Annotated in this window: 23 protein-coding genes; 17 read left to right on the plus strand and 6 right to left on the minus strand. The window is 47.7% G+C overall.

The genetic code is table 11. The features are described 5' to 3' along the window. The first annotated feature begins 253 nt into the window (after positions 1-253). Entirely contained in the window at positions 254-1,759 is a 1,506-nt protein-coding gene (locus NZ043_RS12645) for an MDR family MFS transporter (RefSeq protein WP_339312737.1), read from the plus strand. Between the two features lie 85 nt (positions 1,760-1,844). Here NZ043_RS12645 and NZ043_RS12650 read toward each other — a convergent pair whose 3' ends face one another. Beyond that, entirely contained in the window at positions 1,845-2,306 is a 462-nt protein-coding gene (locus NZ043_RS12650) for a MarR family transcriptional regulator (protein WP_076216696.1), read from the minus strand. Between the two features lie 509 nt (positions 2,307-2,815). On the opposite strand from NZ043_RS12650, the gene NZ043_RS12655 reads away from it, so the two are divergent. From NZ043_RS12655 to NZ043_RS12665, 3 genes are all read left to right on the plus strand, one after another. Next, complete coding sequence (locus NZ043_RS12655) at positions 2,816-4,147, plus strand: MFS transporter (protein ID WP_339312040.1); 1,332 nt, start codon at positions 2,816-2,818, stop codon at positions 4,145-4,147. Positions 4,148-4,355: 208 nt separating this feature from the next. Next, the gene (locus NZ043_RS12660) at positions 4,356-5,702 is read left to right on the plus strand and encodes a hypothetical protein (RefSeq protein WP_339312042.1); all 1,347 of its coding nucleotides are present in this window, start codon (positions 4,356-4,358) and stop codon (positions 5,700-5,702) included. 45 nt (positions 5,703-5,747) lie between these two features. Continuing rightward, positions 5,748-7,049, plus strand: a complete 1,302-nt coding sequence (locus tag NZ043_RS12665) for a hypothetical protein (RefSeq protein ID WP_339312044.1) — start codon at positions 5,748-5,750, stop codon at positions 7,047-7,049. A 79-nt stretch (positions 7,050-7,128) separates the two neighbouring features. Here NZ043_RS12665 and NZ043_RS12670 read toward each other — a convergent pair whose 3' ends face one another. Then, complete coding sequence (locus NZ043_RS12670; RefSeq protein ID WP_091038981.1) at positions 7,129-7,521, minus strand: type II toxin-antitoxin system death-on-curing family toxin; 393 nt, start codon at positions 7,519-7,521, stop codon at positions 7,129-7,131. A 1-nt stretch (position 7,522) separates the two neighbouring features. Further along, complete coding sequence (locus NZ043_RS12675; protein ID WP_176873173.1) at positions 7,523-7,816, minus strand: AbrB/MazE/SpoVT family DNA-binding domain-containing protein; 294 nt, start codon at positions 7,814-7,816, stop codon at positions 7,523-7,525. Between the two features lie 198 nt (positions 7,817-8,014). Here NZ043_RS12675 and NZ043_RS12680 point away from each other — a divergent pair, with 198 nt between their 5' ends. From NZ043_RS12680 to NZ043_RS12690, 3 genes are all read left to right on the plus strand, one after another. After that, on the plus strand, positions 8,015-8,746 hold the full coding sequence (locus tag NZ043_RS12680; RefSeq protein ID WP_339312047.1) for an ABC transporter ATP-binding protein: 732 nt from the start codon (positions 8,015-8,017) through the stop codon (positions 8,744-8,746). 21 nt (positions 8,747-8,767) lie between these two features. Next, positions 8,768-10,015: an ABC transporter permease gene (locus NZ043_RS12685; RefSeq protein ID WP_339312049.1), complete on the plus strand. Its 1,248-nt coding sequence runs from the start codon at positions 8,768-8,770 to the stop codon at positions 10,013-10,015. A gap of 109 nt (positions 10,016-10,124) precedes the next feature. After that, positions 10,125-10,511, plus strand: a complete 387-nt coding sequence (locus NZ043_RS12690) for a hypothetical protein (protein WP_339312051.1) — start codon at positions 10,125-10,127, stop codon at positions 10,509-10,511. Between the two features lie 371 nt (positions 10,512-10,882). On the opposite strand, the gene NZ043_RS12695 is transcribed toward NZ043_RS12690, so the two are convergent. After that, positions 10,883-12,151, minus strand: coding sequence for an NAD(P)/FAD-dependent oxidoreductase (locus NZ043_RS12695; protein ID WP_339312053.1), 1,269 nt, complete (start codon positions 12,149-12,151; stop codon positions 10,883-10,885). Between the two features lie 196 nt (positions 12,152-12,347). Between NZ043_RS12695 and NZ043_RS12700 the strand changes: the two genes are divergently transcribed. The 3 genes from NZ043_RS12700 (at position 12,348) to nadE (ending at position 15,646) form a co-directional block, all read left to right on the plus strand. Beyond that, positions 12,348-14,042, plus strand: a complete 1,695-nt coding sequence (locus tag NZ043_RS12700; RefSeq protein WP_339312055.1) for an ATP-binding protein — start codon at positions 12,348-12,350, stop codon at positions 14,040-14,042. Positions 14,043-14,263: 221 nt separating this feature from the next. Next, the gene (locus NZ043_RS12705) at positions 14,264-14,698 is read left to right on the plus strand and encodes a BrxA/BrxB family bacilliredoxin (RefSeq protein ID WP_091038991.1); all 435 of its coding nucleotides are present in this window, start codon (positions 14,264-14,266) and stop codon (positions 14,696-14,698) included. Positions 14,699-14,836: 138 nt separating this feature from the next. After that, positions 14,837-15,646 (plus strand): ammonia-dependent NAD(+) synthetase, encoded by an 810-nt coding sequence (nadE, locus tag NZ043_RS12710; protein ID WP_047841401.1) that lies wholly within the window; start codon positions 14,837-14,839, stop codon positions 15,644-15,646. 126 nt (positions 15,647-15,772) lie between these two features. Here the strand turns inward: nadE and NZ043_RS12715 are convergent, their stop codons facing one another. Continuing rightward, positions 15,773-16,588, minus strand: a complete 816-nt coding sequence (locus NZ043_RS12715; RefSeq protein ID WP_339312058.1) for an alpha/beta fold hydrolase — start codon at positions 16,586-16,588, stop codon at positions 15,773-15,775. 249 nt (positions 16,589-16,837) lie between these two features. Here NZ043_RS12715 and acpS point away from each other — a divergent pair, with 249 nt between their 5' ends. Further along, positions 16,838-17,236, plus strand: a complete 399-nt coding sequence (gene acpS, locus NZ043_RS12720) for a holo-ACP synthase (protein WP_091038994.1) — start codon at positions 16,838-16,840, stop codon at positions 17,234-17,236. A gap of 29 nt (positions 17,237-17,265) precedes the next feature. Further along, positions 17,266-18,633, plus strand: a complete 1,368-nt coding sequence (gene mutY / locus NZ043_RS12725; RefSeq protein WP_339312739.1) for an A/G-specific adenine glycosylase — start codon at positions 17,266-17,268, stop codon at positions 18,631-18,633. A 266-nt stretch (positions 18,634-18,899) separates the two neighbouring features. On the opposite strand, the gene NZ043_RS12730 is transcribed toward mutY, so the two are convergent. After that, positions 18,900-19,511, minus strand: a complete 612-nt coding sequence (locus NZ043_RS12730) for a superoxide dismutase (protein WP_036614138.1) — start codon at positions 19,509-19,511, stop codon at positions 18,900-18,902. Positions 19,512-19,930: 419 nt separating this feature from the next. Here NZ043_RS12730 and NZ043_RS12735 point away from each other — a divergent pair, with 419 nt between their 5' ends. The 5 genes from NZ043_RS12735 to NZ043_RS12755 all read left to right on the plus strand — a co-directional run bounded on the left by NZ043_RS12735 (position 19,931) and on the right by NZ043_RS12755 (position 24,821). Continuing rightward, positions 19,931-20,356, plus strand: coding sequence for a GNAT family N-acetyltransferase (locus NZ043_RS12735; protein ID WP_017690782.1), 426 nt, complete (start codon positions 19,931-19,933; stop codon positions 20,354-20,356). A gap of 326 nt (positions 20,357-20,682) precedes the next feature. Then, complete coding sequence (gene lepB / locus NZ043_RS12740; RefSeq protein WP_240768333.1) at positions 20,683-21,288, plus strand: signal peptidase I; 606 nt, start codon at positions 20,683-20,685, stop codon at positions 21,286-21,288. Positions 21,289-21,459: 171 nt separating this feature from the next. After that, entirely contained in the window at positions 21,460-23,340 is a 1,881-nt protein-coding gene (queG, locus tag NZ043_RS12745) for a tRNA epoxyqueuosine(34) reductase QueG (RefSeq protein ID WP_339312061.1), read from the plus strand. Positions 23,341-23,360: 20 nt separating this feature from the next. Next, positions 23,361-24,392: an HD domain-containing phosphohydrolase gene (locus tag NZ043_RS12750; protein ID WP_091039000.1), complete on the plus strand. Its 1,032-nt coding sequence runs from the start codon at positions 23,361-23,363 to the stop codon at positions 24,390-24,392. Between the two features lie 165 nt (positions 24,393-24,557). Then, positions 24,558-24,821 (plus strand): YneF family protein, encoded by a 264-nt coding sequence (locus NZ043_RS12755; RefSeq protein WP_017690778.1) that lies wholly within the window; start codon positions 24,558-24,560, stop codon positions 24,819-24,821. Positions 24,822-24,845: the final 24 nt, after the last annotated feature.

Genomic DNA, 24,845 nt, shown 5'->3' on the forward strand with positions numbered 1-24,845 from the left:
TTTTTTAATTTACAGGTAAACGGAGAAACAGAACAAAGCTGGAGAAGCGAAGCGGTCGCCTTTAAAGCTTTCTGAAAGAAAGCTACATCGGAAGCATACGCTATCACCGGATTTCTCCTTTAGAGAGGAGAAGAAAAAATCTGGGGATAACAGCGATCGGAAGCTTGTTCTGGTTCGTAGTAGATGTGTAATTTAACGTACCAATTATATAGAGAACAAAGAGAGAAGGGTTTGTGTGAATGCAACTGGAGGTTTGAAGCGCAGTTTCATCTTAACCGGGCTGTTGCTCGCGACATTTCTGTCAGCGATTGAAGGCACCGTAATTGGTCCAGCAGGGCCGACCATTGTCAGTGAGCTGGGGAGTGTACAGCTGCTGAGCTGGATTTTCACCGCATACCTGTTGACGATGGCTGTGAGTACGCCCATTTTCGGTAAAATCAGTGACTTGTATGGACGAAAGCCTGTATTTCTGATTGGCTGTGCCTTATTTTTACTGGGTTCACTCTTGTGCTGTCTGTCGCAGAATATGGAACAATTGATTATTTTCCGTGCTATTCAGGGGATTGGTGCGGGTGCGGTAGTTCCTGTTACATTTACGATTATCGGGGACATCTACGCCATTGAAGAACGTGGCAAAATCCAGGGCTGGATTAGCTCCGTATGGGGCATTTCCTCTCTCGCGGGACCGCTGCTTGGCGGTTATTTTGTAGATAATCTGGGCTGGCAGTGGATCTTTGGTTTTAATGTGCCGTTTGGTCTGCTCGCGATGTGGTTTGTATTTCGTTATTTGAAGGAAGATATCTCTCCGCGTACAGCCAAAATTGACTATGTCGGTGCACTGACCTTCACGGTGGGTATTACCGCGTTGTTGTTCGTCCTGTCAGCGGGTGGGCAGTATTATGCCTGGAGTTCTCCGTTGATTGTAGGACTGAGTGTGGTCGCCGCTCTGTTTATTATTTTATTTTTCGTGGTGGAAAAAAGAGCTCAGGCCCCAATGGTTCCACTACATCTGTTCCGAATTCGGGACATCCGTGTGGCGAATATCGCCGGACTGTTGACCAGTACTTTGATGATCGGCCTGACCAGTTATTTGCCGCTTTGGGTGCAGGGTGTTCGGGGAGGTAATGCTACGGAATCCGGGTTGCTGCTCGCGCCGATGTCGGTAGGTTGGCTCATTGGTAGTGTGTTGGCAGGCCGCCTGTTGATGAAAATTGGATCACGGTTGACCGCATTGATTGGATTAACGGGAATTGCGATCGGATCGGGTGGACTCTTTCTGGTGGGCGGGACATCCCCGCAGGCTGTGCTATTCATATTGACCTTTATTTATGGTCTCGGCTTCGGATTTGCGTTTACAATCTTTACGATTATTTCGCAGTCTTCCGTAGGGTATAAGGAACGTGGTTCCTCTACGGCACTGCATACGTTCATGCGTACATTGGGCCAGACGATTGGTGCAGCGGCTTTTGGTACATGGTTGAATTATCGGATCTCCACGTTATCGAGTGAGCAGAATCTGGCTGAGGCCGGAATATCGGAGAGTGATCTGAACGAACTGCTCGCACCACATACGGATGCAGCGCTATCGGATGATAAATGGGCGCTGCTGCGTAACGTGCTGGAAGGAAGCTTGCATTCCCTGTTTGTCATTATGTTTGTCATTGCACTGGTCTCGTGGGTAACGACGCTTGCTCTACGCAAACGTTTAATTGTACCCGAAGATGCAGATGCTCCACAGCAACCTCAAGGCTCGAAGTAAAAAGTGGATGTATACGAAAAACCGGATTCGCCGATGTCAGGCAAATCCGGTTATTTTTGTTGATGGCACACATGCAATGAATGGTCTAGCTGTTCGCTGATAAACGGTCTGCAGAATGTGCAAGCCTTCCCAAAAGTTCGGACAGCAATTCCTTGTCTTCCTCACTTAGTCCACTTACCGCCCGATCAATCTTCAACGCATAGCCTGGATAGATGTCATCCATGGTGCGCTGGCCTTCTTCCGTCAGTTCCACAAAGATAATACGTCTGTCTTGCGGACAATGTTTGCGGTGCAACAATCCTTTTTGCTCCAGCTTATCAATCACATAGGTCACATTTCCACTTTGCAGCAGAAGTTGTGCGCCCACCTGTTGAATCGGCTGTGCTCCTTTCATATATAACACTTCGAGCACCCCGTATGCGGTGGGGTTGAAGCCATGCACTTTGCTTCCGGATACAGCGTGTTCATTCACGCTCTTGAATGTCTGGGCCAAGGTGCGGTACAGATGAAGTGAACGTTCGGTTCCGATTTCTTGTAATTCCAGCATGCTGATCCCGCCTTTTCAGATTAGTTTTATAAGTTGAAATCATAAAGTTACAACCTACCACTACGAGGACAGAACAACCTTCCAATCACTGTTACCCCCAGATTTTTTGAATATTCTTCAAAGGTAAAATCCGGTGATAGCGTATGCTTCCGATGGAGCTTTCTTTCAGAAAGCTTTTAGGTGAACGCTTCGCTTTTTCAGGTTTTTTCTGTCCTCTTCGTTATGCTGTTCATGTAAAAAATTATTTCAACTTATATGAGTTGGTTAGATATGTTTGACAATTTAGGTTGTCGCCATGGTTTAATTGTAAACTTCTATTTCTACGAAAAACATGCGATATGTCACAAGATTTGCATTTTTAGCATTTAAAATTTGATCATTCATCATGCTAAAAAAATCATCCTTCAGATGTCGCTTCTTCTCCGCCTCTGGCAGGAGGTTGAGTCAAGCTCTACTCTCTTATAATGAGTTCATATCATGAATTCGGAAGGTAATGGAGGAGAAGAAGGATGAGAAGTGATTTAACGTTTGCAGGACAACGACCGCTGAAAAATAACCGATCTTTTGTAACATTGATGGTGGCACAGGCCATTTCCAATCTGGGTGATTGGCTGCATCTGCTCGCAATCCTGACCCTCGTAGGTATCCGCTGGAATGCAACGCCATGGGAGATAACATTTGTCACACTATCTGCAGCACTACCCATTCTGTTGACAGGGCCATTCGCAGGCACGCTTGCAGATCGCCTGAACCGAAAATGGCTGATGATTGTAGCCGATGGTGCACGGATCATCATCGTGGGTGCGTTGATTTTTGCTGACCAGATCTGGCACGTCTACATACTGCTTGTCCTCAAATCCCTGTTCGATGTAATTTTTTCTCCTGCCAAAAACGGAAAGCTGAAAGAAATTGTACCTCATGAGCAGCTTGCCCAAGCTGTATCCATCAGCTCGATCATTGAACAGATGTCCAAAATTATCGGTCCAGCGCTTGGTGGACTGCTGGTAGCCGCTTTTGGCATCACCTGGTGTTTTGTTCTCGATTCAGCTTCTTTTCTGATCTCGGGCATCATTTTATTGTGGATTCCTGGAGCTCGGGTGATCCAATCTGCAATTCATAACGTAACAGAAGTAGAGGATGAGATAGCTGGTGGTGTTCGCAACCGCCCAAAAGACTCTTTTTGGAAGGAAACACAGGAGGGCATCCGCATGCTCGCATCTCTCCCTCATGTAGGAACGTCTCTGATCTTGCTTGCTTCAGCCATACTTTTTCTACAATTTGCCGATTCACAGACGGTGGTGTTATTCAGACAGCTTCCCGGAATTTCAAGTGATCTGCTGGGATGGTGTGTGGCGGCCAGTGGTGTAGGTACATTAATTGCAGCGATGAGTGTGCGGAAGTGGAAGCATGCAGGGCATGTTTTGAAAATGGGTCTGGGTACCATACTCATGGGTCTGGTTATAGGTGGAGCCGGAGTTATTGTTGGGATTTGGCCGCACGCTGGGTTAGGTGCCAATCTGTTGCTAGTATCCCTCTTTGCCCTGGCAGGTGTCGGAATTGGGTTTGCGATTGTACCTTTTCAGATCCTGTTGCAGGAACAGACACCTGAGGCAATGACAGGCAGGGTATTTGGAACGGTAGGCAGCGTGATGACAGCCAGTAATATTATGGGCCCGGTGGTAGGTGGATTCATGGTCACCTCATTTGGTGTAGTGCCGGCTTTTGTCTGTTCAGGCATTCTGCTGACCCTGCTTGGTTTGATTTATTTGATGAAACGCAACGGGGAAAAAGCCGATCTGAATGGCTCCATTGCAGCCAAGACCATGATTGCAGGCGACTGAAAACATGCCGGACCTGCTCAGGTTAGAACAGTTGAAATGAAGGTTTGAATGTACTTCAAATTTTAAGTTTTTTGATAAAAAAGCGTTTGAGTAAACGCCTTCACGTTTAATGAGGAACAGGCAGAAATCCCTGTATTCTAATTAATCCTAGGGGAAAACTCATATGCCTTGTCCCACCAACGCATTCGCGGAAAGGGGGTGAAGCGACTTGAATGTAAAGTTACCAAAATCGATTGTGCGTCTTGGAAGCATACCACTGGCTATACTCGCTGGGACTTTGCTTCTGGGGATTGGATCGTCACATGTATACGCGGATGATGCTCAGGTATCTTCTGCAAAACCATCCAGCGGATTGTCTTTGTTTTCACGCGATTCGGATGGAGAGTTGAACCTGACTCCGTCGGTATCGGTATCTACACCACTACTGGATGTTGAAGTTCCGTCGATCAAAGCGAATGAATCCACAGGTAAGCTGAGTGTATCTGAGCTGAAAGTAGATACACCGCTTGGATCGGCCGGAACATCAGAGATGGGTATTGATGCGAAGAAGGGAACCGTCGAACTGCCGTCTGTACAGGCGAATACACCGGTGATCAAAGCCGATGTATCAAGCAGTCAGGTGAACCTGAACGAAGGTACGGCTTCCTTGCCGGGGGTTACCGCCGAGGTACCCGAGGTGATCAAGGCAGAGACGTCTGCTGTGAAAACGGACCTTCGGCAGGGTAAGGTTGAATTACCTTCCGTTAAGGTGGATGTACCCGAGGTTACTTCGGTCAATATTTCTTCATCCCGAGTGGATCTGAGTAAGGGAAATGTCCAGCTCCCTTCTGTGAGAGCAGAAGTTCCAGTTGCAGACGTATCCGCTGAACTCAATCCTGACCAGGAAAAGGTGGAGATTCCAAGTGTGAAGCCGGAACCGCCTGTAGTCACTCCGGAACAACAGGCGGTCGTCAAAACACCAAATGTTGAAACTTCCAATACGAGTGCACTCGCAGATCCTGTTTCATCACAGAACAACGAGGAAGGACAGGACCCAGTACAGGTTACGGGCAAAGTGATTAAGGTCACCCCGGAACCAGGAGTACGTCCAGAACAATCTTCTGTCCCGCAGGCATTGCCTGTGAAAGGAACCGATCTGACGCAGGATTCCGATGTCAATGCAGGTTTGCCCGATAACGAGTTATTCCTCGTAGATCAGACATCTGCTAAACCTTCTGTCACTGAACAAGTGTGGAGTAACCAGAAAGCCAATCTGAAACAAGATGATGCTGATGCAGCATCTCCATTGCAGCCTCGTACAGAACGACCAACAAGTTGGTCTGTTGCGGCAACTTCTCCCGGAGCAGCTAATGCTTCCGCCGGGACAAGCTCCGGTTCGTCCGGTGTAACTGGAGGTGGAGCAACCGCTCCAGCCGCTGCACTTCCGGGAGCAACAACGGGTCTGGTTACGCCAGATTACGATTTTGCTTTCCGAATGGAACGGCTCGATGGATTCAGTCAATGGTCACAGGCACCGCCTGGGCGGCCGCCGCAATATACCTCTTTCTCTCAATAACAATGGCGTTAATTCAACCAAAATTGAGAAGGAGTGTATATAATCATGAAAAAAGTGAATCGTTGGGTAAAATTGTCGGTATTGTCGGGTACGTTGGTGGCTGGATTGCTGGGAGCTTCGCAGGCAACTTACGCAGATAGCTATAGCAATAACAGCAGTGGAAATCTGGATCTAAATGCAGGTTTGCGCCTGGAACTGGGATCTCTTCTGTCTGGACACCGTGACACGGGTTACGGAAACCTTGGTAGCTACGGAGGTTCATCCAGTGCAAGCGGAGCATTGAATCTGGATCTTGGCCTTAATGCCGGCTTATCCTCAGAGAGCACAAACCGATACAATGATCGTTCTTCCGACCACACAGCTGAACGTAGCAGTTCTGGCAAGCTGGGCCTTGGCCTGAATGCCAATGTGTCGGGAGAAGGTACAACGATGAGCGACTATTCACGAGGCGGCGATGATCGGAACGTAAACAGTAGCACTACGAGCGAAAGTCGTGGAGCGCTAGATCTGGGTCTGAACGTGAATGCCGAAAGTGAGAGTGCGACATGGACTCAATCTGAACGCAACAATAGCGTGAATGACCGTGAGCGTAACGTAAACAGTAGCACTGCAAGCGAAAGCCGTGGCGCACTGGATCTGGGTCTGAACGTGAATGCGGAAGGAGAGAGTGCGACATGGACTCAATCTGAACGCAACAACAGCGTGAAAGACAGCGAGCGTAACGTGAACAGCAACTACGCAAACGAAAGCCGTGGCGCACTGGATCTGGGTCTGAACGTGAATGCCGAAGGAGAGAGTGCAACATGGACTCAATCTGAACGCAACAGTAGCGTGAAAGACAATGAGCGTACCGTGAACAGCAGCTATGCAAGCGAAAGCCGCGGAGCACTGGATCTGGGTCTGAACGCGAAAGCAGAAGGTGAGAGTGCTACAGTAGCTCAAACTGAACGCAACAACAGCGTGAAAGACACCGAGCGTACCGTGAGCAGTAACTATGCAAACGAAAGCCGCGGAGCACTGGATCTGGGTCTGAACGCAAAAGCCGAAGGAGAGAGTGTAACGATGGCTCAATCCGAGCGCAATAACAGCGTGAATGACCGTGAGCGTACCGACAGCAGCAGCTATGCGAGCGAAAGCCGCGGCGCACTGGATCTGGGTCTGAACGCGAAAGCAGAAGGAGAGAGTGCAACGACGGCTCAATTTGAACGCAGCAACAGCGTGAAAGACACCGAGCGTAACGTAAACAGCAACTACGCGAGCGAAAGCCGCGGCGCACTGGATCTGGGTCTGAACGTGGATGCGGATGCAGAGAGTGAAACTACATCTGTGGTGGAGACAAATCGGTAATATGAGATTTTCACTGTAATATGAAGAAGCAGGGGCTCCGGAACCCCTGCTTCTTTTTTGCATTTATAAGACATATGAGTTAGCGTTCTTCTGAATGTTCTTCTAATAAGTGTACTATCTTTTCAAATGTATACTCGCCTTCGGCAATGTTGACCATAAATTCTACGGCATATTTACGTTCCATCTGCAAATGGTAGCCATTCACTCGCAGAAAGGACTTGGTTACAAGATAAGCTGTACGTTTATTTCCGTTATAGAAACAGTGGTTTTTAACCAATGACTCTAATAAGGCAGTAGCTTTATCAAATATGGAAGGGTAGGCATCCTCTCCAAACAAACTTTGGAGAGGTCTATTTATCGCAGAATCCAACAAAGCAGAATCCTTAACCCCAGCTTGTGCTGTATCATTCATCTTCTTCATCATAAAATGGTGAGCGGCTACTACTTCTTCAATGGAAAGGAATATGGTCATCTTAACGATCCCTTAAATCATTTAGGATATCCTCATCTTCTTCGAAAACGTCGAAGAAAGCTTCCAGTACTTCGGGTCTTACATGTTCGGGTATTTTCATTTGTTTAACCTTTTTTAGTACAATTTCTCCCTGACTGTTTTCAATAAATTCAATCTCATCGCCCTGAGAAACATGGAGCTTATCAATCAAAACCTTAGGCAAGCTAATGCCCAAGCTGTTTCCCATCTTGCCTATTTTGCGAGAAAGAATTTTTCTTTTGGAATGCTCCTCTTTCATCTGAGCCCCACCATTCATGATATATTCCTCCTATAGTATGATCTAACTTATGAAAGTAATACATTTGTATGTAATAATGTTAGTATGTAATAACATTATAACATGGTTTGTACTTCAAAATGCTCAAAATAATGATCAAACATACAACCCGCAACTCGATTACAATAAAACATAAAGAATGAAATAAACGCCTGATCAGAACAGGGAGTGAATGATATGGGAACGGAATATAACAGTACGGAAGTACAGGAGTCCATATTGGACGTACATATTACAGAGGCAGGATACGAGCCGGGACAATCGACCATACGCAATATTCGAATGAATGTGGCGCGAGGAGAACTGGTGGGTATTATCGGACCAAATGGTGCGGGCAAAAGTACCACAATCAAAACACTTCTTGGTCTGCTGGAACATGCGAACTATGAAGTGACGATTGGAGGAGATGGTCGTTATGCCTATATCCCGGAGCAACCGGTTTTTTATGAATATATGACGCTATGGGAACATCTTGATCTGGCTGCAGCGGCGTATGAAATGGAGGAAGAAGGTTTTGTTGCCAGAGCGGAGGAGCTGTTGGTTCGTTTCGGTATGGACCATGTTCGGAATGATCTTCCAGCCAGTTTTTCGAAGGGCATGCGGCAGAAAATGATGCTGATGATCGGATTTCTGTCTTCACCGGATATCTATATTGTGGACGAGCCGTTCATTGGACTGGACCCTCGTGCAACCAAGGATTTTCTAAAATTACTAGATGATGAACGTCGCCGTGGTGCGGGTGTGCTCATGTCTACGCATGTGCTGGATACCGCTGAACGAATCTGCGACCGGTTTATTCTGATTGCTTCGGGCAGATCTGCTGCCGAGGGAACATTGGATGAGATCCGTGAAGCGGCAGGATTGCCGGAAGCATCTTTGTTTGACTGTTTCGATGTACTGACGTCATAGATAGAGAGAGGGTGAGAGAGAATGGAAACTTCCCAGCGTTATACACCACTTCGTTTATACAGGCGAAGACGCAAAGAGCATTTCAGGGAACAGATGAAAAATCTCAGACTCGTCGTGGATTGGACGGTGTGGGTATATCTGCTTGTTCCGGGCCTACTCTATCTGATTGGGTGGTACACGAGTCTGTGGACCAAACCGCTGCCTGCATGGGCGACAGGATTACCACTACCCGTACTGACCGGGTTGATCGACGTCGTTATGCTTACCGGTGGTGTGTTGATATTTGTGGAGGAAGCGGATGTATTGTTTCTGAAGTCAAGGCCGTTGTGGATGCGCACGTTAATGAGGCAAGGGCTCTACCGGTCCTGTCTGCAACATCTGGGCAAAATGTTGTTGATTACAGCGCTGACTGCTCCCCTGTGGTCCCGTGTCTATGAGATGTCGAATCTCCAGATTGCACTTATGGCTGTCTGGTTTGGTGCAGTAGCGTCATTTCAAGCCATAACACTACATATGACGAAGGTTCGACATACAGGATGGCGACGCTGGATTCAGATGATCCCTCTCGTCATTGGCATAGGTTATATGACCATTCATGCGACATCATGGATGTATGGACAGACGTGGAAAATCATATTTGGAATCGTAATTATCATGCTTCTTCTGATTACAGTTGGACAGATGAGGCTGTTGATGAAGGGAACGTTTGAAGGGGATGTGCGGGAGGATCTGCGGAGCAGGCTACAGCTTACAGCTCTAATGTTAAGTCGGGCGGTGAGCAAGCCGAAAGCCCCACGAACACGGTCCATCATCTTCCGCAAACCGCGTAAACTGTTACGCAATCGTTCCATCGCGAATCGGACAGCGGAGATTGCATTCAAGGCATTTTTCCGGAACTCGGCCACGATGAAATTGTATCTGCAGCTTGGAGGACTATCCATCGCAGCGGTGGCATTGCCACCTTTTCCGGTCAATGTCATTGTGTGTGCGTTATTAATCATCATGTTGACGGTGATGTTTTATCGTTCCTGGGATGTTTTTGCCACGTCCGACTATGTTCAGCTTATAACGTATGACTCGGAGGCGCTGCATCTTGCAGGTTCAATAATGGTTCGGATGTTGTTTGTCCCGATTGGTATTCTTATGGGATTCACGCTGGGATTGGCCTGGCTCGGCTGGATCGTGGGTATTCTAACAGCGGCAGGTGCGGTGGCTTTTGGACTCTGTGTCTTATCTATTGCCGGATGGGTTCGGCTGACCCGGGCCTAAAGGAATTCCTTTTTAATTCGGAGCATATCACACGCTATATCTGCCCATGCTATAGAAGAAGAATCTCATCTATGGATGATGAGAGATTAGCTGTAGCAAGGAGGAAGAGATGATGATGGATAATAGCGAACTACAGGTGCATTTTTCAGACGATTCAGCATTGAATGCCGCCAGGGCAACCTTGGAGGAGTTGGGATATAAGCCGTATCAGTCCGGCCCGCTGGAATTGTACATCCCTACAGATCGCCAAGATCCTCAGTCTGCCGTAGAGATTGTACAATCTCATGGAGGAAGTGCCGTATTTGCCTCGCAAACGGAAGAGTTGGATCAGTTTCAGAATATATCGATTCCGGCTCATCTCGTGAATGAAGACTGGAATGAGGGTTATGCGAACGGAAACCAGCGAAGCCAGACGGAGCAAGGCAGACATAACTATAGCGAGGACCCGACATACGATGATTCGGCTGATGGATTCTCAGGCAGTGTCAAAGCATAGAAGGGAAAAGATCACAAGTTAAGAGTGGTTCGTTCCGTCTTTCTAAAATGGCATAATGCCCAAAAACCCCGATACTCCACAGATAGTGGATCTCGGGGTTTTTGACATCTGAAGCAATTCATCATGCGCTTAAAGTGTGTAATACCTAGTATTGAGAGTTCAAAAAGTTCGGTTTTCAGGACCGAGAAGATGGAATGAAGCTAGAAATGGAGTAGCGGAGTGTAGGGAAAACTACGTGAGCAACTACAATGTTTCTGAAGGAAACATACTTCGTAGGCATCAACCTATTTCGGCTGAATTTCATATTCGATGCTGATGATGCCATTAGGCATGATTCGTAATCAAAAGCGGACTTTTTGAACAACCTCTATTTATAGTTTAGCGTGTTTATATTCAGCTGCATGCATGCCAGCCGTATATCCCGTTGAGAATGCAGCGGTGATATTATACCCTCCGGTGTAGCCGTGAATATCCAGAACTTCACCGCAAAAGAATAGTCCAGGCAGCAGCTTGGATTCCATCGTTTTTGGGTATATCTCCTTTAAGTGGATTCCTCCCCCAGTGACAAAGGCTTCTTTGAGCGATCTTGTTCCGTCTGCACGGAAGGTAAAAGCTTTCATTAGCCCGCACAAGTTGCTTAACATACCTTTAGGAAAATGGTGGAACGTGAGGTCATCGCTGATCTCTGCCCGTTTCATCATTAATGGAATCATGCGCTCTGGAACCCATGTTTTCAGTATGTTTTTGACAGCCTTGCGGGACTCTTGTTCCAATACCTGCTGAACCTTTGCTTCCAATGCACCTGGGGACAGCTCCGGGAACAGATCAATGCTCATGATGACCTGTGGGTTTCCAGACTTCATCTGAACCTTGCGGATAAATTGGCTACAACGCAGTGCAACCGGTCCAGACACTCCAAAATGCGTGAAGATCATATCCCCCCGATGGGAGATGACGGTTTTTCCTTTGGCGTCCAATACAGATAAGCCGATATCCCTCAAAGACAAACCTTGCAGTTCTTTGGATTGAATCCAACTCTCCCCAGACACAATAGGCACTTCGGTTGGATATAACTCCGTAATCGTGTGCCCCGCAGCCTCAGCCCAGGGGTAACCATCTCCGGTTGATCCGGTTTGGGGTACGGATTTGCCACCAGTAGCGATAATGACAGAGCGTCCAAGGATCGTTTTACCTGAGAGCAATTTAACACCCTGTACGTGCTGACCGTTCTGAATGAGTTCCTTAACCGGTTCTTTGGTACGAATCTCAACGCCGAGGGAGACAATTTTGCCTACCAGCGCATCCACAACGGTTTTTGCTTTATCGGTTACAGGGAACATTCTGCCGTTGTCTTCTTCTTTCAGGGCAATTCCGAGATTCTCGAAGAAACGCATGATTCCCTGGTTGTCCAGATTTTGAAACGAACTATATAAAAAGCGTCCATTACCCGGAATATGTCGGATGAGTTCATCCGTTTCCTTGGCATTGGTTACATTGCATCGACCTCCGCCAGAGATGCCGAGTTTACGACCCAGTTGATCTCCTTTATCCAGCAGAAGCACGGAGGCTCCATGCTCGGCAGCAGCAACGCAAGCCATCAGGCCCGCAGATCCACCACCAATTACAATGACATCATACATATGTTATTACCCTCTTTTTTCATTGATTTTGTCTGTTTTACGTAAAAATGTGTCTACTCCTGGCTTTTTCTGAAATATAATGGAGTTATGAGCAGTTCTATTGTGCAGTCTTAAGGGATATATTGTAATATACTGTCGCCTATGTTTTAATCAGAAATACATGAGGGAATGTGCAGGCAGAGGAGGAGATGGCATTGTGGTTGCGTTAAAGGACATGCTTTTACAAGTACTGCTGGCAGGGTCGGCGGTATATCTGATTCCCTTATTCCGTCTGTTACTTTCCAAGCGGGCTATTGCCAGAATGGAACATGCCGGAATCGTTCATACCAGTTTTGCTGTGACAAGTGTCGCTAGCATGTTATTGTGTCTGCTGTTTGCGCTCGATGCAAGCCCGGTGGCTGTGCCCATCTCATTAAGCATCGTACCTGTGATACTTGTTATTTTGTATTGTAAGTCCGCTATAGGCGCAACGCTGTCCATTCTACATATTCTCTTCTATTTTCTTTTTGCGCATTCCTATGATCTGTACGGATTTCTCCTTCATACGGGCATTCTTCTCTATCCTATTGTATGGTTGTCTGCCAAACGATTCAAGCATAATACACCTTCACGCAAAATGGCGATCCTCATCATCCTGATTACAATGGAACTGATTGTAACGAGTCTGTTATGGATCGCATCCCTCCAGAATGAATCCACATACTCTGCGACCTACATGATACTTACAGCACTTGGATATACCGCTGGAGCCATTGTTGCGGGCAGTCTGAGTCTGCTATGGCTGGAACGGATGAAGCACTATCGCGGGCTGGAGCAGCATCTCTCGGAAGTCCACCACCGATACATAGCCGAAACGGAGAAACTTCATCAGATTCTGAATGCAGTGCCTCTCTCTATTGCTACCGTAGATAAACAAGGCACAGTCATGTTTGTCAATGAGATGATGGAGCAAACCGCAAGGGAGCAGCTACCTTGTACCTCCACGCCTGATCTCATTGGACAGCCTGCCAGTCAATTTGTTGAACAAGGTCAGGCGGATAAGATGGATAAAAGCATTCGCAGAGCCATCGTTCATGGTGAGATTAGTGGGTTGACCGTTCGTTACGGTGCATACGTATTTCAGTCCCGAACCGTACCGATCTATGCCTTTTCAACAGAGTCTGCGAGAGAAGTTACAGGAGCCATGCTGATCATTCAGGATATCACGGAGCTTGAGATGTTGCGAAGTGAACTGGATAATGTGGATCGTCTCAGTCTGGTGGGGCAGATGGCTGCAAGCATTACGCATGAGGTGCGTAATCCAATGGCGGTTGTGCGGGGTTTTCTTCAACTTATGCAGGAAAAGAGTCCTGACTCCCTCGATCACTATTACCGGATCGTTCTGGAAGAGCTGGACCGGGCCAACAGTATCATTAATGATTTCTTGTCTTTGGCTCAGAATCGTATTGCCGAGAAAGAAGAATCCCAGTTGCACGATATCATACATGAACTGAGTCCATTGTTATGGGCGGATGCGAACCTGCGTGGTCAGAGTATTGAACTCATGTTGGCCCATAATGTGCCGAAGCTGCATCTCAATTCTAAGGAAATCAAACAGGTGGTGTTGAACCTGGCCCGTAACGGGATGGAAGCCATGAATGAGAAGGGTGTGCTTACGCTGGAGACACGGATAGTGGATGATAAAGTGGAACTGTGTGTACGTGACACAGGACCTGGTCTACCCAGAGTGAAGAAGGAAAAGCTGTTTGAACCTTTCTATACGACAAAGGCCAAAGGAACCGGACTTGGATTGTCCATGTGCCTAAGTATTGTGGAACGACATAACGGAACCATTACTGTGGAATCGGAGGAAGGCCAGGGCACGACCTTCAAGGTGGCATTTGAACGTTAGTCATTCAGCATATTTTGCCAGACATTGAGACATAATATTATGGAAGAGGCCTTTCCGCAGGCGGTTTCTGAATCTTGCTTTCATTGCTTATGGATGTATAATAGGAATAGCACATCATTACATCCATAATGTTCGATATGAATGTAACGTTGTTTTGGAGAGTTATTCGCCTTTAATTCTATCGAGATCATAGAACAACCATTTATAAGGAGTGAAACCGAATGTCGATGTCATTTGATCAATACATGAAAGATATGGTTCAACCCATGCGGGATGAGTTAACTCGTCTAGGAATCCAGGAGTTGCGTACTCCTGAAGAAGTGGAAGCAAGTCTTCCGGATGCAAAAGGAACAGCGCTGGTTGTCATTAACTCTGTCTGCGGATGTGCCGCAGGTCAATGTCGCCCAGGTGTGTCCCAAGCACTTCAGCACGATATTACACCGGATCACCTGTACACTGTATTTGCTGGTCAGGACAAAGAAGCAACTGCAAAAGCACGTGAATTCTTTGCACCGTATCCTCCATCTTCACCGTCCATCGCTCTGATGAAAGACGGAGAACTCGTTCACTTTATCGAGCGTCATCAAGTGGAAGACCGTTCTGCAGAGGATATTGCGGCTGATCTCAAAAGTGCATTTGACCGTTACTGCCGTTAATTCGCTCCATAGAACGCCCCGCCCTTCGGATCACCGATGCCGGGGCGTTTCATTTTGGATAGATAAGGTTATTGAACCATTCGGACCTTTCAAGCTGGACATCAAATTTCATTCATTTAGAAACGGGGTGTGTGAACGATGAGTTTGCAACAACAGATCATCGCTGAATTGAAGGTTAAACCAAGCATTAATGAGGAAGAGGAAGTACGCAAGCGTGTTGATTTTCTGAAGACGTATGTGAAAAATGCGGGTGCCAAGGGTTTGCTGATTGCGATCAGTGGCGGTATTGACAGTGCAGTGGCTACGGCGCTTTGCAAAAAAGCGACGGACGAGCTCACGCAAGAGAACAACCAAGAGTACAAAACGCTTGGTGTGTTCCAACCTTATGGTGAACAATCCGATATCGATCACAGCTACGCGGTAGCCAAAGCATACGATCTGAAGCATGTCGTGGAAACCAATATCGAAGATGCAGTTAACGAGATTGCGCTGGAAGTGGAGCAAGGTTTCAAATCTTTGGGCAGCCCACGCCATATGACTCACCAAGGCAAAGGTAATGTTAAGGCGAGAACTCGTATGGTTATGCAATATGCGCTTTCGTTTGAAGAAAACCTGCTCGTTGTAGGTACGGATCATGCGTCCGAAGCCATTACAGGCTTCTATACCAAATGGGGCGACGGTGCTGTGGATATTACACCACTGAGCACCCTGAACAAACGTCAGGTACGCCAGCTGGCAGCATATCTGAACGTGCCACAGGCTATTTTGGACAAAGCACCATCGGCAGGACTGTGGGAAGGTCAGACGGACGAAGATGAGCTGGGAATTTCGTATGAAGCGAACAGCGACTATCTCGAAGGCAAACAGATCGATCCGGCTGCACAAGAGCGCCTCGAAGCGTTCTATACGCGCACACATCACAAACGCAATGCCATTCCTGGGATCTAATACGGATGGATGAGCATGATCGTTATATAAGGAATGCAAAAAGAGTCACTGCTCACGCAGTGACTCTTTTTGTTATGTGGAACGAGAAATCGCAAAAATCCAGGTGACTACTATATTAAAGATGAGTTAGCTATTCCATTCTTTGATCTGTTGCAGGGTTTGGGTGATGGCTTGCTCCAGTTGCGGAGTGGTTTCTTTAAATGGATGTACTGTATTAAAGGTGTGGTTCCCTTCGGGTATCTGGTGCCATGGGATATCAGGGCGTGCTTGCACAAGTGCGGCAGAACCGTCACGCAGACGTTGGGGATCTTCTGTTCCCTGAATGAGTGCGACTCGCACAGGTGAAGAAGCCAAGCGATCAATGATAGCGTAACGTTCGCTATGCTTATCCAGGTCTTCCAGAATAGCCACGTCCAGTGGCATCTGCTGGCCTGTTCGTCCGTTAACGACATGGCTGCGGCCATGCGTACGCATTTCTTCTTTTTGCTCTGCTGTGAAGAGATCCAGATTGGTTACGCCATTCCAGGAGATGACACCTGCCACCTGCTCGGGATGATCCAGTGCATAGACGAGACTTACGCCCGCACCGCGGCTGTGGCCAACCAGGTATACAGGAAGTCGAGTGAGTTCAGGTTGTGTAGCCACATGTTCCAGTACCAGGGCCAGATCGGCAAGCTCCCGGCTGTAGGTATTCACTGCGAACTTTTCAAGTTCAGAGAATTGCTCCAGATATTCGCCGATACCGTTGTGAGAGAAATTAAAGGTCAGCACATGATGTGTCTGGCTTAGCTGTGAAGCTACGTAGGGGAACATGCCCCAGTCTTTGAAGCCTTTGTATCCGTGAGCCAGAATGATGACGCCTTGAGCGGATTGTTGTGCAGGGAAAAAGTCTCCGCGAATGATCGCATCTACGTCAGTGGGCAATTCAAAAGTTATGGGCATTATTCAGACCTCCTAAGAATTTCAGACGATTCCTGATTCATATTTTAGCATATATGGGAATGCGGATAGGTACTCGCTTCTGATCGCCCCTCCTGCTACAATAGAATACGTGTTCGGAGAGTTACGGATCATGTGATTGAATGGAGATCTTTTACAATGCATGTTCAAAAAGAGCGGTTTTCAGTACCAAGAAGATGGAACTTTTGAACAACCTCTTACAGTATAAAAGATTAAGCGGGTGAAGCGTTGATGATATATGGCATTGGTAATGATGTGCTGGAGATTGGACGTATGCGGAAGCTGCTGTCCGGTCGCCATGCGGAAGCATTTCTGAAACGAATTTTAACGCCAGCAGAGTGGGAGATCGCGGTTCGTCGAGGGAAGCGGATGACGGAGTTTGTATCCGGTCGATTTGCAGCGAAAGAAGCGGTGTCTAAGGCATTTGGCTGCGGTATTGGTGGTGTCATGGGTTTTACTGACATTGAGGTGTTGCCTGATGGGACAGGACGTCCAGTGGCCTCGCTGTCCAGTCAAGCCTGGGAACGTCTGCAGCTGCCATACGATAAGCAATATGATATTCATTTGAGCATTACGCATCAGACGGAATTGGCAGCGGCCTTTGCGATCGTAGAACAGATGGAAAAGTAGCTAGCTTGGCAATAGGAGAGGACGGAACTATGGGTTTACAGGAACAGAAACAACATTTCAGCGTGAATTTGCTGGACTGGTATATGGTCAACCGACGGGATTTGCCGTGGCGTCGCCACAACAATCCGTATTTCACATGGGTATCGGAGATTATGCTTCAGCAGACTCGGGTCGATACGGTAATTCCGTATTTCAATCGTTTTATCGGGAATTTCCCGACCGTGCAGGCGTTGGCGGAAGCACCCGAAGAGGATGTGTTGAAAAATTGGGAGGGACTCGGGTATTACTCCCGTGCACGTAATCTTCAGGCAGCCGCGAGACAAGTCATGGAGCTGCACGGAGGAGAGATGCCTCAGGAGAAACAGGCTGTCTTTGCATTAAAAGGGGTGGGCCCGTATACTGCCGGGGCCATTCTCAGCATTGCCTTCAACCAGCCGCAGCCTGCGGTAGATGGCAATGTCATGCGGGTACTGTCCCGATACTTCCTCATTGATGAGGACATTATGAAGGGCAGCACCCGGGTTTTGATGGAAGAGCTCGCAGGAGAGCTCATTCCGGAAGGGCGGGCGAGTGATTTCAATCAGGCGCTGATGGAGCTTGGTGCGCTGGTGTGTACACCCAAAGCGCCGCACTGCCTGACTTGCCCGGTCATGGAGCAATGTTCCGGCCGCATCGCCGGAAGAGAGCTTACACTGCCGGTCAAGACCAAGGCGAAGCCGCCGCGCCCTGAGCAGCGGCTGGTCGCGATTGTGGAGGGCCGCGGTGCTCATCGCGGCCAAGTGCTTGTGCGCCAGCGCCCAGACACGGGCCTATTGGCCCGCATGTGGGAGCTGCCGCATGTGCTCGCGGCGCCCGCCGCAGCGAGCAAGAAGGCAGCGCCGCTGGCGGATGAGCCGGCCATGGCATTGCTGGCCGGCAGTCTATGGGCGGAAGGCTTCGCTGCCCGCCCGGAAGGGCTGGCTACCCATGCGGAGCATGTGTTCAGCCACATTGTCTGGAGCCTGCAGGTGTACAAGTGTACCGAGCAGGACCAGAGCAGTGAGCTTCCGCTGATCGCAGCGGAAGCCAGAGCCGCCTACGATGCACAGGCGGCAACAAGGGAGGGCACAGCCTCATCATCAGCTGTGTCACCTGAGTCAGACACAACGCATTCATCGGAGCCAAGCACGCCTAATGCGCAGAACATCTCAACATCGCTTAACGATGGAGAGATGTTGATGTCATCATCTGACGTTAGTGATCCTGCCCTGAGCACGCTGACACTGACAGGTAAAGGTGATGGCTTGACCTACCGCTGGATCGGTCCGGAAGATATGGACAAGATGGCATTCCCCAACATATTTCTGAAGCTAATCAGCAGTTATTTTGCCGGTGCGTATGATCAAGTGAATGATTAAATGGGGGAGCTAACGAACCTGAGTGACGTTATCATAGCCAAATCAACCCAAAAGTGCGCATTAAAGCTCGTATTTGGGGAAATAGCTACTCTGAGATTCGTTAGGTTCGCGATACGATGAAATATGGAGCAATAGCGTGTCCTGAGTTCGTTAGAAACAAAACACCCATTAACTATAACTATAGCGATAGCAAAAAGAGAGCCTGATCACGGTCACAACGACCGAATCAGGCTCTCTTTTATGTTAACTGTTGCATGATAACAGTCTTATTTTGCAGAAGCGTAACGTTTGTTCACTTCATCCCAGTTGATTACATTCCAGAAAGCGGCGATGTAGTCAGGACGTTTGTTTTGGTAGTTCAGGTAGTAAGCGTGCTCCCATACATCCAGACCCAGAACCGGAGTCAGACCTTCGAAGAGAGGGCTGTCTTGGTTAGGTGTGCTAGTGATGGACAACTTGCCATCTTTGCCAACTACTAGCCAAGCCCAGCCGGAACCGAAACGAGTTGTAGCTGCTTTAGCGAAATCTTCTTTGAATTTATCAAAACCACCCAGTTCGCTATCGATAGCTGCTGCGATATCACCTGTAGGAGCGCCGCCGCCGTTAGGTCCAATGATTTCCCAGAACAAGCTGTGGTTAGCATGTCCACCACCATTGTTGCGAACCGCTGTGCGGATGCCTTCAGGTACGCTGTCAAGGTTAGCAATCAGATCTTCCAAGCTTTTTTCTTGCAGTTCAGGAGCGCTTTCCAGAGCTGCGTTCAAGTTAGTTACATAAGTATTGTGATGGCGATCGTGGTGGATTTCCATCGTTTTTGCATCGATATGTGGTTCCAGTGCGTCGTTAGCGTAAGGAAGTGCTGGTAATTGAAAAGTCATAATGAAATACCTCCTGAGATTTTAGTTTTTTTGAGAACAGGTACATATGTAATAATACCCTTGCCACTAATATTAAACCGCATTCGAGCTAATTAAGCAACATTTTTGTTTATTAAGTCCCCCGAAGCGTTGATCTAATGATGGGCCAGAGATAACAAACATATTTTACCCATTATGCAACTATTTATGTGTTTTCAGGCGTTTAAATGGATGAAAAGTTTAATATTCGTATGTAAACGGTTACAATTAAGCGCTTTCAAAAGAAAATGCGTGTTTTATGGAGAAAAGTATGGTTTAATTGACGAAGAAGCGGTATTTTCTCGTTTTTTGTCATTATATGAACATTGGGTTTTTGGTAAAAAGGGATTCCCTTTTTGTAAAAAACCTCATCTAAGCTAACGAAAAGGGAGATTTAAGACATGCACGTTCGTTCCTTTCAGTTGAGTGATGCAAGCCAGATGACGGAGCTTCTCCAGGTTGCACTATCGGAAGAGTGTTATGAGAACACGATGGGCCCGTTTGCCCGTCAATTGTCATGGGATTCTGACCTGATCATGGTTGCGGAAGAAGAGGGAGACCTCGTAGGCGCTTTGATCGGTACGATTGATCACAACCAGGGTTGTATCTACCGTATTGCGGTACATCCAGACTATCGTCGCCGTGGAGTCGGCAAAACACTTGTCGAGGCTATGGAACAGCGGTTCCAGCAGCGTAAAGTCAGCCAGGTATGGGTGGCGGGTGATGAGCACAACAAAGTAGCCATGCCTCTATATGAAGCAATGGGTTACGGTGCCAATCAGATTATGAGCGCTTTCCAGACTCTTAGTATTTTGTCCAAAGCTTAGTTTGCATGTTTAAAAAAGAAATAAAAAAAGATTTTCATTTCATATTAGGCATATCTCTTTAACGTGTAAGAACGTGAGAGATGTGCCTTTCTATTTATATGAGTGTTCTTCACGTCATATTCCTCTGGTTCCCTCATTTTATGAACATGCTTCGGAGTCTCCGAATTCTATTTAAATTAACGTGACTATCCCGGCTGTATTCACGATAACGAAGGTATTGGTGCTCATAACCAATTGTTTCACTCTCCCAAATGAAGTAGACTGAAAGGGAGTATGGTCACCATGTTACAAGTTTAATTCAACTATTTAATAAATGAGGTGTCCCTTTGAATTCCAATAATCATTCAATGGAACATGTGACTTCCGAGCAACGTAATGAACCGTCAAAGCCTGAACAACCGGGGAAATCCTGGGTTGTCGAGCTGTGGGACTGGGTCAAAACGATTGTTGTTGCTTTTGTAATCATGATGCTGCTGAACCTGTTTGTGTTTAATCTGTCAATGGTCAAGGGACAGTCCATGCAGCCGACACTGGTTGAGCGAGATCGCCTTTTCGTCAACAAAATCGTATACCATCTGGGTACTCCTTCCCGATCAGATGTGATCGTACTTCGTGATCCAAGCGAAGGCGTGGAGAAGAAGGATTTTCTGGTGAAACGGATCGTTGGACTTCCGGGAGATACAATTGAGGTCAGGGATCACCATCTATATGTGAACGGCGAGCAACAAGCGGAAACGTACACTGATATTGAGGTGCAAGACCCTGATTTTGGCCCAATCACATTGGAGCCGGATCATTTCTTCGTGATGGGGGATAATCGTCATGAAGGCAAAAGTAAGGATAGCCGAGTGTTTGGCAGTATTACATCCGACCAGATTGTAGGCAAGGCTGAATTTATTTTCTGGCCGTTTTCTGAATTGAAGAAATTGTAAAATGCTGACAGGACAACAACTTCAGACTGCATTTTGCGTTAAACCATATAGACTCGTTCCGTTTGAATTCAAGTATGCAAGGCATATATAGAAATGAACGCCTGTCCTCTTACCGTGAGGCGGGCGTTCACTATTTACGGAATAAGTGTCGGAAGAAGAGAGGGAAGAGAAATGACGAGCGTACAGACCGGGGCAGCACAGGATGCCTCCGTATGGGAGAAGTTAAAACAGGAGATCAAGGCAGCTGGCCCCGGACTGGGCATTGATGATATCGGATTTGCTTCGGCTGATCCCTTTGTTTCCCTGAAGTTGCTGCTGGAGCAGTCGCGGGATAAGGGGTATGCTTCAGGATTTGAAGAGCCGGATATTGAAAAAAGGGTGCACCCCGCCTTAAAAGATGGCGAGCCCGCTTCACTGATCGCAATAGCCGTGGCATACCCATCCAAAATGGTGAATCCGCCGAAATCGGAGCCTGGTGCGTATCGAGGCATTTTTGCCCGTTCGGCTTGGGGCCAGGATTATCATCAGGTCCTGCGTGCAGCGATGGACAAGCTGGTAAACTTTATACGTGAACGTGTACCTGAGGCCATGATCGAAAGTATGGTAGACACCGGAGCATTGGTGGATCGTGCGGTGTCCCAGCGTGCGGGGATTGGTTTTAGCGCCAAAAACTGTGCGATTATATCACCCAAATTCGGTTCATGGATTTTTCTCGGAGAACTGGTAACGAATATTCCTTTTCAACCAGACACACCTGTGACCGAAGACTGCGGTGAATGTACAAAATGTATTGATGCCTGTCCTACAGGAGCATTGGTGGGCCCGGGGCAGTTGAATTCACAGCGTTGTATTTCTTTTGTAACCCAGACAAAAGGGTTCGTGGATGAAGAATTTATGCTGAAAATAGGCAACCGTCTGTACGGTTGTGACACGTGTCAGATTGTCTGTCCGAAGAATCGGGGCAAGAATTGGGATCACCATCCCGAGTTTCACCCCGATCCGGAGATTGTGAAGCCACTCCTGCTGCCGCTGCTGGACATCGGTAACCGGGAATTCAAGGAACGTTTCGGTCAGAGTTCCGCCGCTTGGCGGGGCAAGAAGCCGATTCAACGCAACGCCGTTATTGCCCTGGGCAATTTCAAAGACAAAAGTGCTGTACCCAAACTTACAGAAGTACTAAAACGTGATCCGCGCCCCGAGTTGCGGGGAACCGCAGCTTGGGCGTTAAGCAGAATTGGAGGAGAAGACGCCATGAGAGCAATTGGGGAAGCTGCCGCTAACGAACAAGATGGGAACGTACTAAGCATGCTGCAGAAGGCCGAGGAGCGACTGAGTTCGTCCGAGACCTTACCCAAACAGCCACAGGCTGGGCAAGTGAGTGAGAAGCAGCAAGAGGAACGGAACAACGAGAACAATGCCTTGCGTGCGTTACAACAGGATTTGAAAATGGAAGCGGGGATTGAACCGGGTAGTGAGCAGTCTGCACAGCCTGCCAAACCGGAAGCCGCAGCGTGGAAACCTTCAGCCGTTACGGGTCTTCATGGCAAGCCCGTATACTACGATGAGATACTGACACCGATTGGTACTCTTACGTTATGCGCGACGGATGAAGGACTGTGTCACATTGATTTTGGCGCCTTTCACGTACGCGAAGCTCATCTGCAACAATGGGCCCGCACCTGGATTGGCGAGTATCGATATGAGAAGAATGAAGAGAAGCTTAGCGAAGCTGCTAAGCAGTTAAAGCAGTATTTTGCAGGGGAGAGAAAAACGTTCGACTTGCAGCTTGATCGGCTTGGAACACCATTCCAGCTACAAGTATGGCAAGTTCTGTCCGATATATCTTATGGAGAGGCCTCATCACACCAACAGGTTGCGGAAATCATCGGCAGACCCAAGGCTGTTCGTGCAGTTCTGGACGCCATTAGCAAAAATCCGATTCCGATTATTATTCCCTGTCACCGTATCAGCGGTAGAGACGGTACCCTGGTGGGTTATGTAGGCGGTCTGCAAACCAAGGAGCAATTGCTCACATTGGAGCAGCGATCGTAACGTAAGAGCGGGGGACGTTCATGAAATATGTAAACGTGGAGAGCGTGGAAGCGGGGGAGCTTCTGGGCAAGACGGTATATTCCAGTAACGGTACGGTACTGCTGTCTGCCGGAGTCCAGCTCACCGTATACATGGTCAATACGTTGAAGCGTATTGGCGTGACCATGTTATACATCCAGGATGAAGCGTATAAAGATGTGGAACCAGAGGACATTCTGGATGAAACCACGAAACGGGCAATAATTAACGAAATGAGTGTCACACTCGAATCCATTCGCTCGGGGAAAGACTGGAGTCCGAGAAAGGTTGCCCTCAGTATAGAGAAGTTGCTGAATGATGTACTGAACGGGCGTGAACTGTTAGTGCAGCTCACCGATATTCGTACCAAAGACAATGCACAATATGTTCATGCGATGAATGTATGTTTGTTGTCTTCGGTCATCGGACTGAATATGGGACTCAATTATAATCAACTGAAGGACCTTGCTGTGGGGGCATTATTGCATGATATAGGCAAAGTGGGGGAACCTCCGGGCAGTGGCTCTGCTGCGAATTCTTCGCTGCACCATACATGGCGTGGATTCGAAGTGATTAAGAACAAACGGGAGTTCAGTCTGTTGGTCGCCCATACAGCCCTGCAACATCATGAGCATGTAGATGGTACAGGCATGCCGAGAGGGATCAAGGGGAGTGACATTCATCTGTTTGCGAGAATCGTTAGTGTGGCTAATATCTATGATAATCTCATTAATGGTTTATCCAAGGACAGTTTGATGCCACATGAGGCCTGTGAAGAGATGATGGCGTTGTCTGGTACAAAGCTGGATCGGGACATTCTGATTGAGTTCAACAAGAGTGTATCCGTGTATCCCAATGGTACAGCGGTACGACTGTCCACCAAAGAGACTGGAGTCATTGTGCGTCAACATCGGGGATTGCCCGGCAGACCTGTAATCAGGGTGGCGCGCGGAAGTACGCGTTATTCTCTGGATGTGGTTGAAATCGATCTGGCTCAGCATACAACCGTTTTCATTGAAGCTGTCATGACGTAGCTTGTGTGCGGTTCAACTGGAAAATCCGTTTGCTCAAGGCGTGCGGAAATGCTATGATACTTTCAGGAAATCCGGTCTGTGTCAGGTTTGCAACATGTGTGTTGAACATCATGAAGTGACACGGATTATCAGGCTTTTTAGAATGCATACAGAGGTGTCTAAGAGATGGATATTGTTATACCGATTATCACATTGATTGTTGGTCTGGTCGGGGGATTTTTCATCGGGGTGTTCTACTTGCGTAAACAACTTGAGAAAATGCAAAGCAATCCGGACATGCTTCAGAAAATGGCGAAGCAAATGGGCTACAACCTGAATGGCAAGCAAATGCAGCGTGCCCAGCAGATGATGAAGAATCAGCAGCCAGGAGCGAAAATGCCTCAGCCGCAACAGCATCCTGCGCGTAAAAGTTCGGGCCGCCGAAAATAATAGCAGGGAATAACTGCTTACCTT

The sequence above is a fragment of the Paenibacillus sp. FSL k6-2145 genome (assembly GCF_037976585.1).
Classification (GTDB): domain Bacteria; phylum Bacillota; class Bacilli; order Paenibacillales; family Paenibacillaceae; genus Paenibacillus.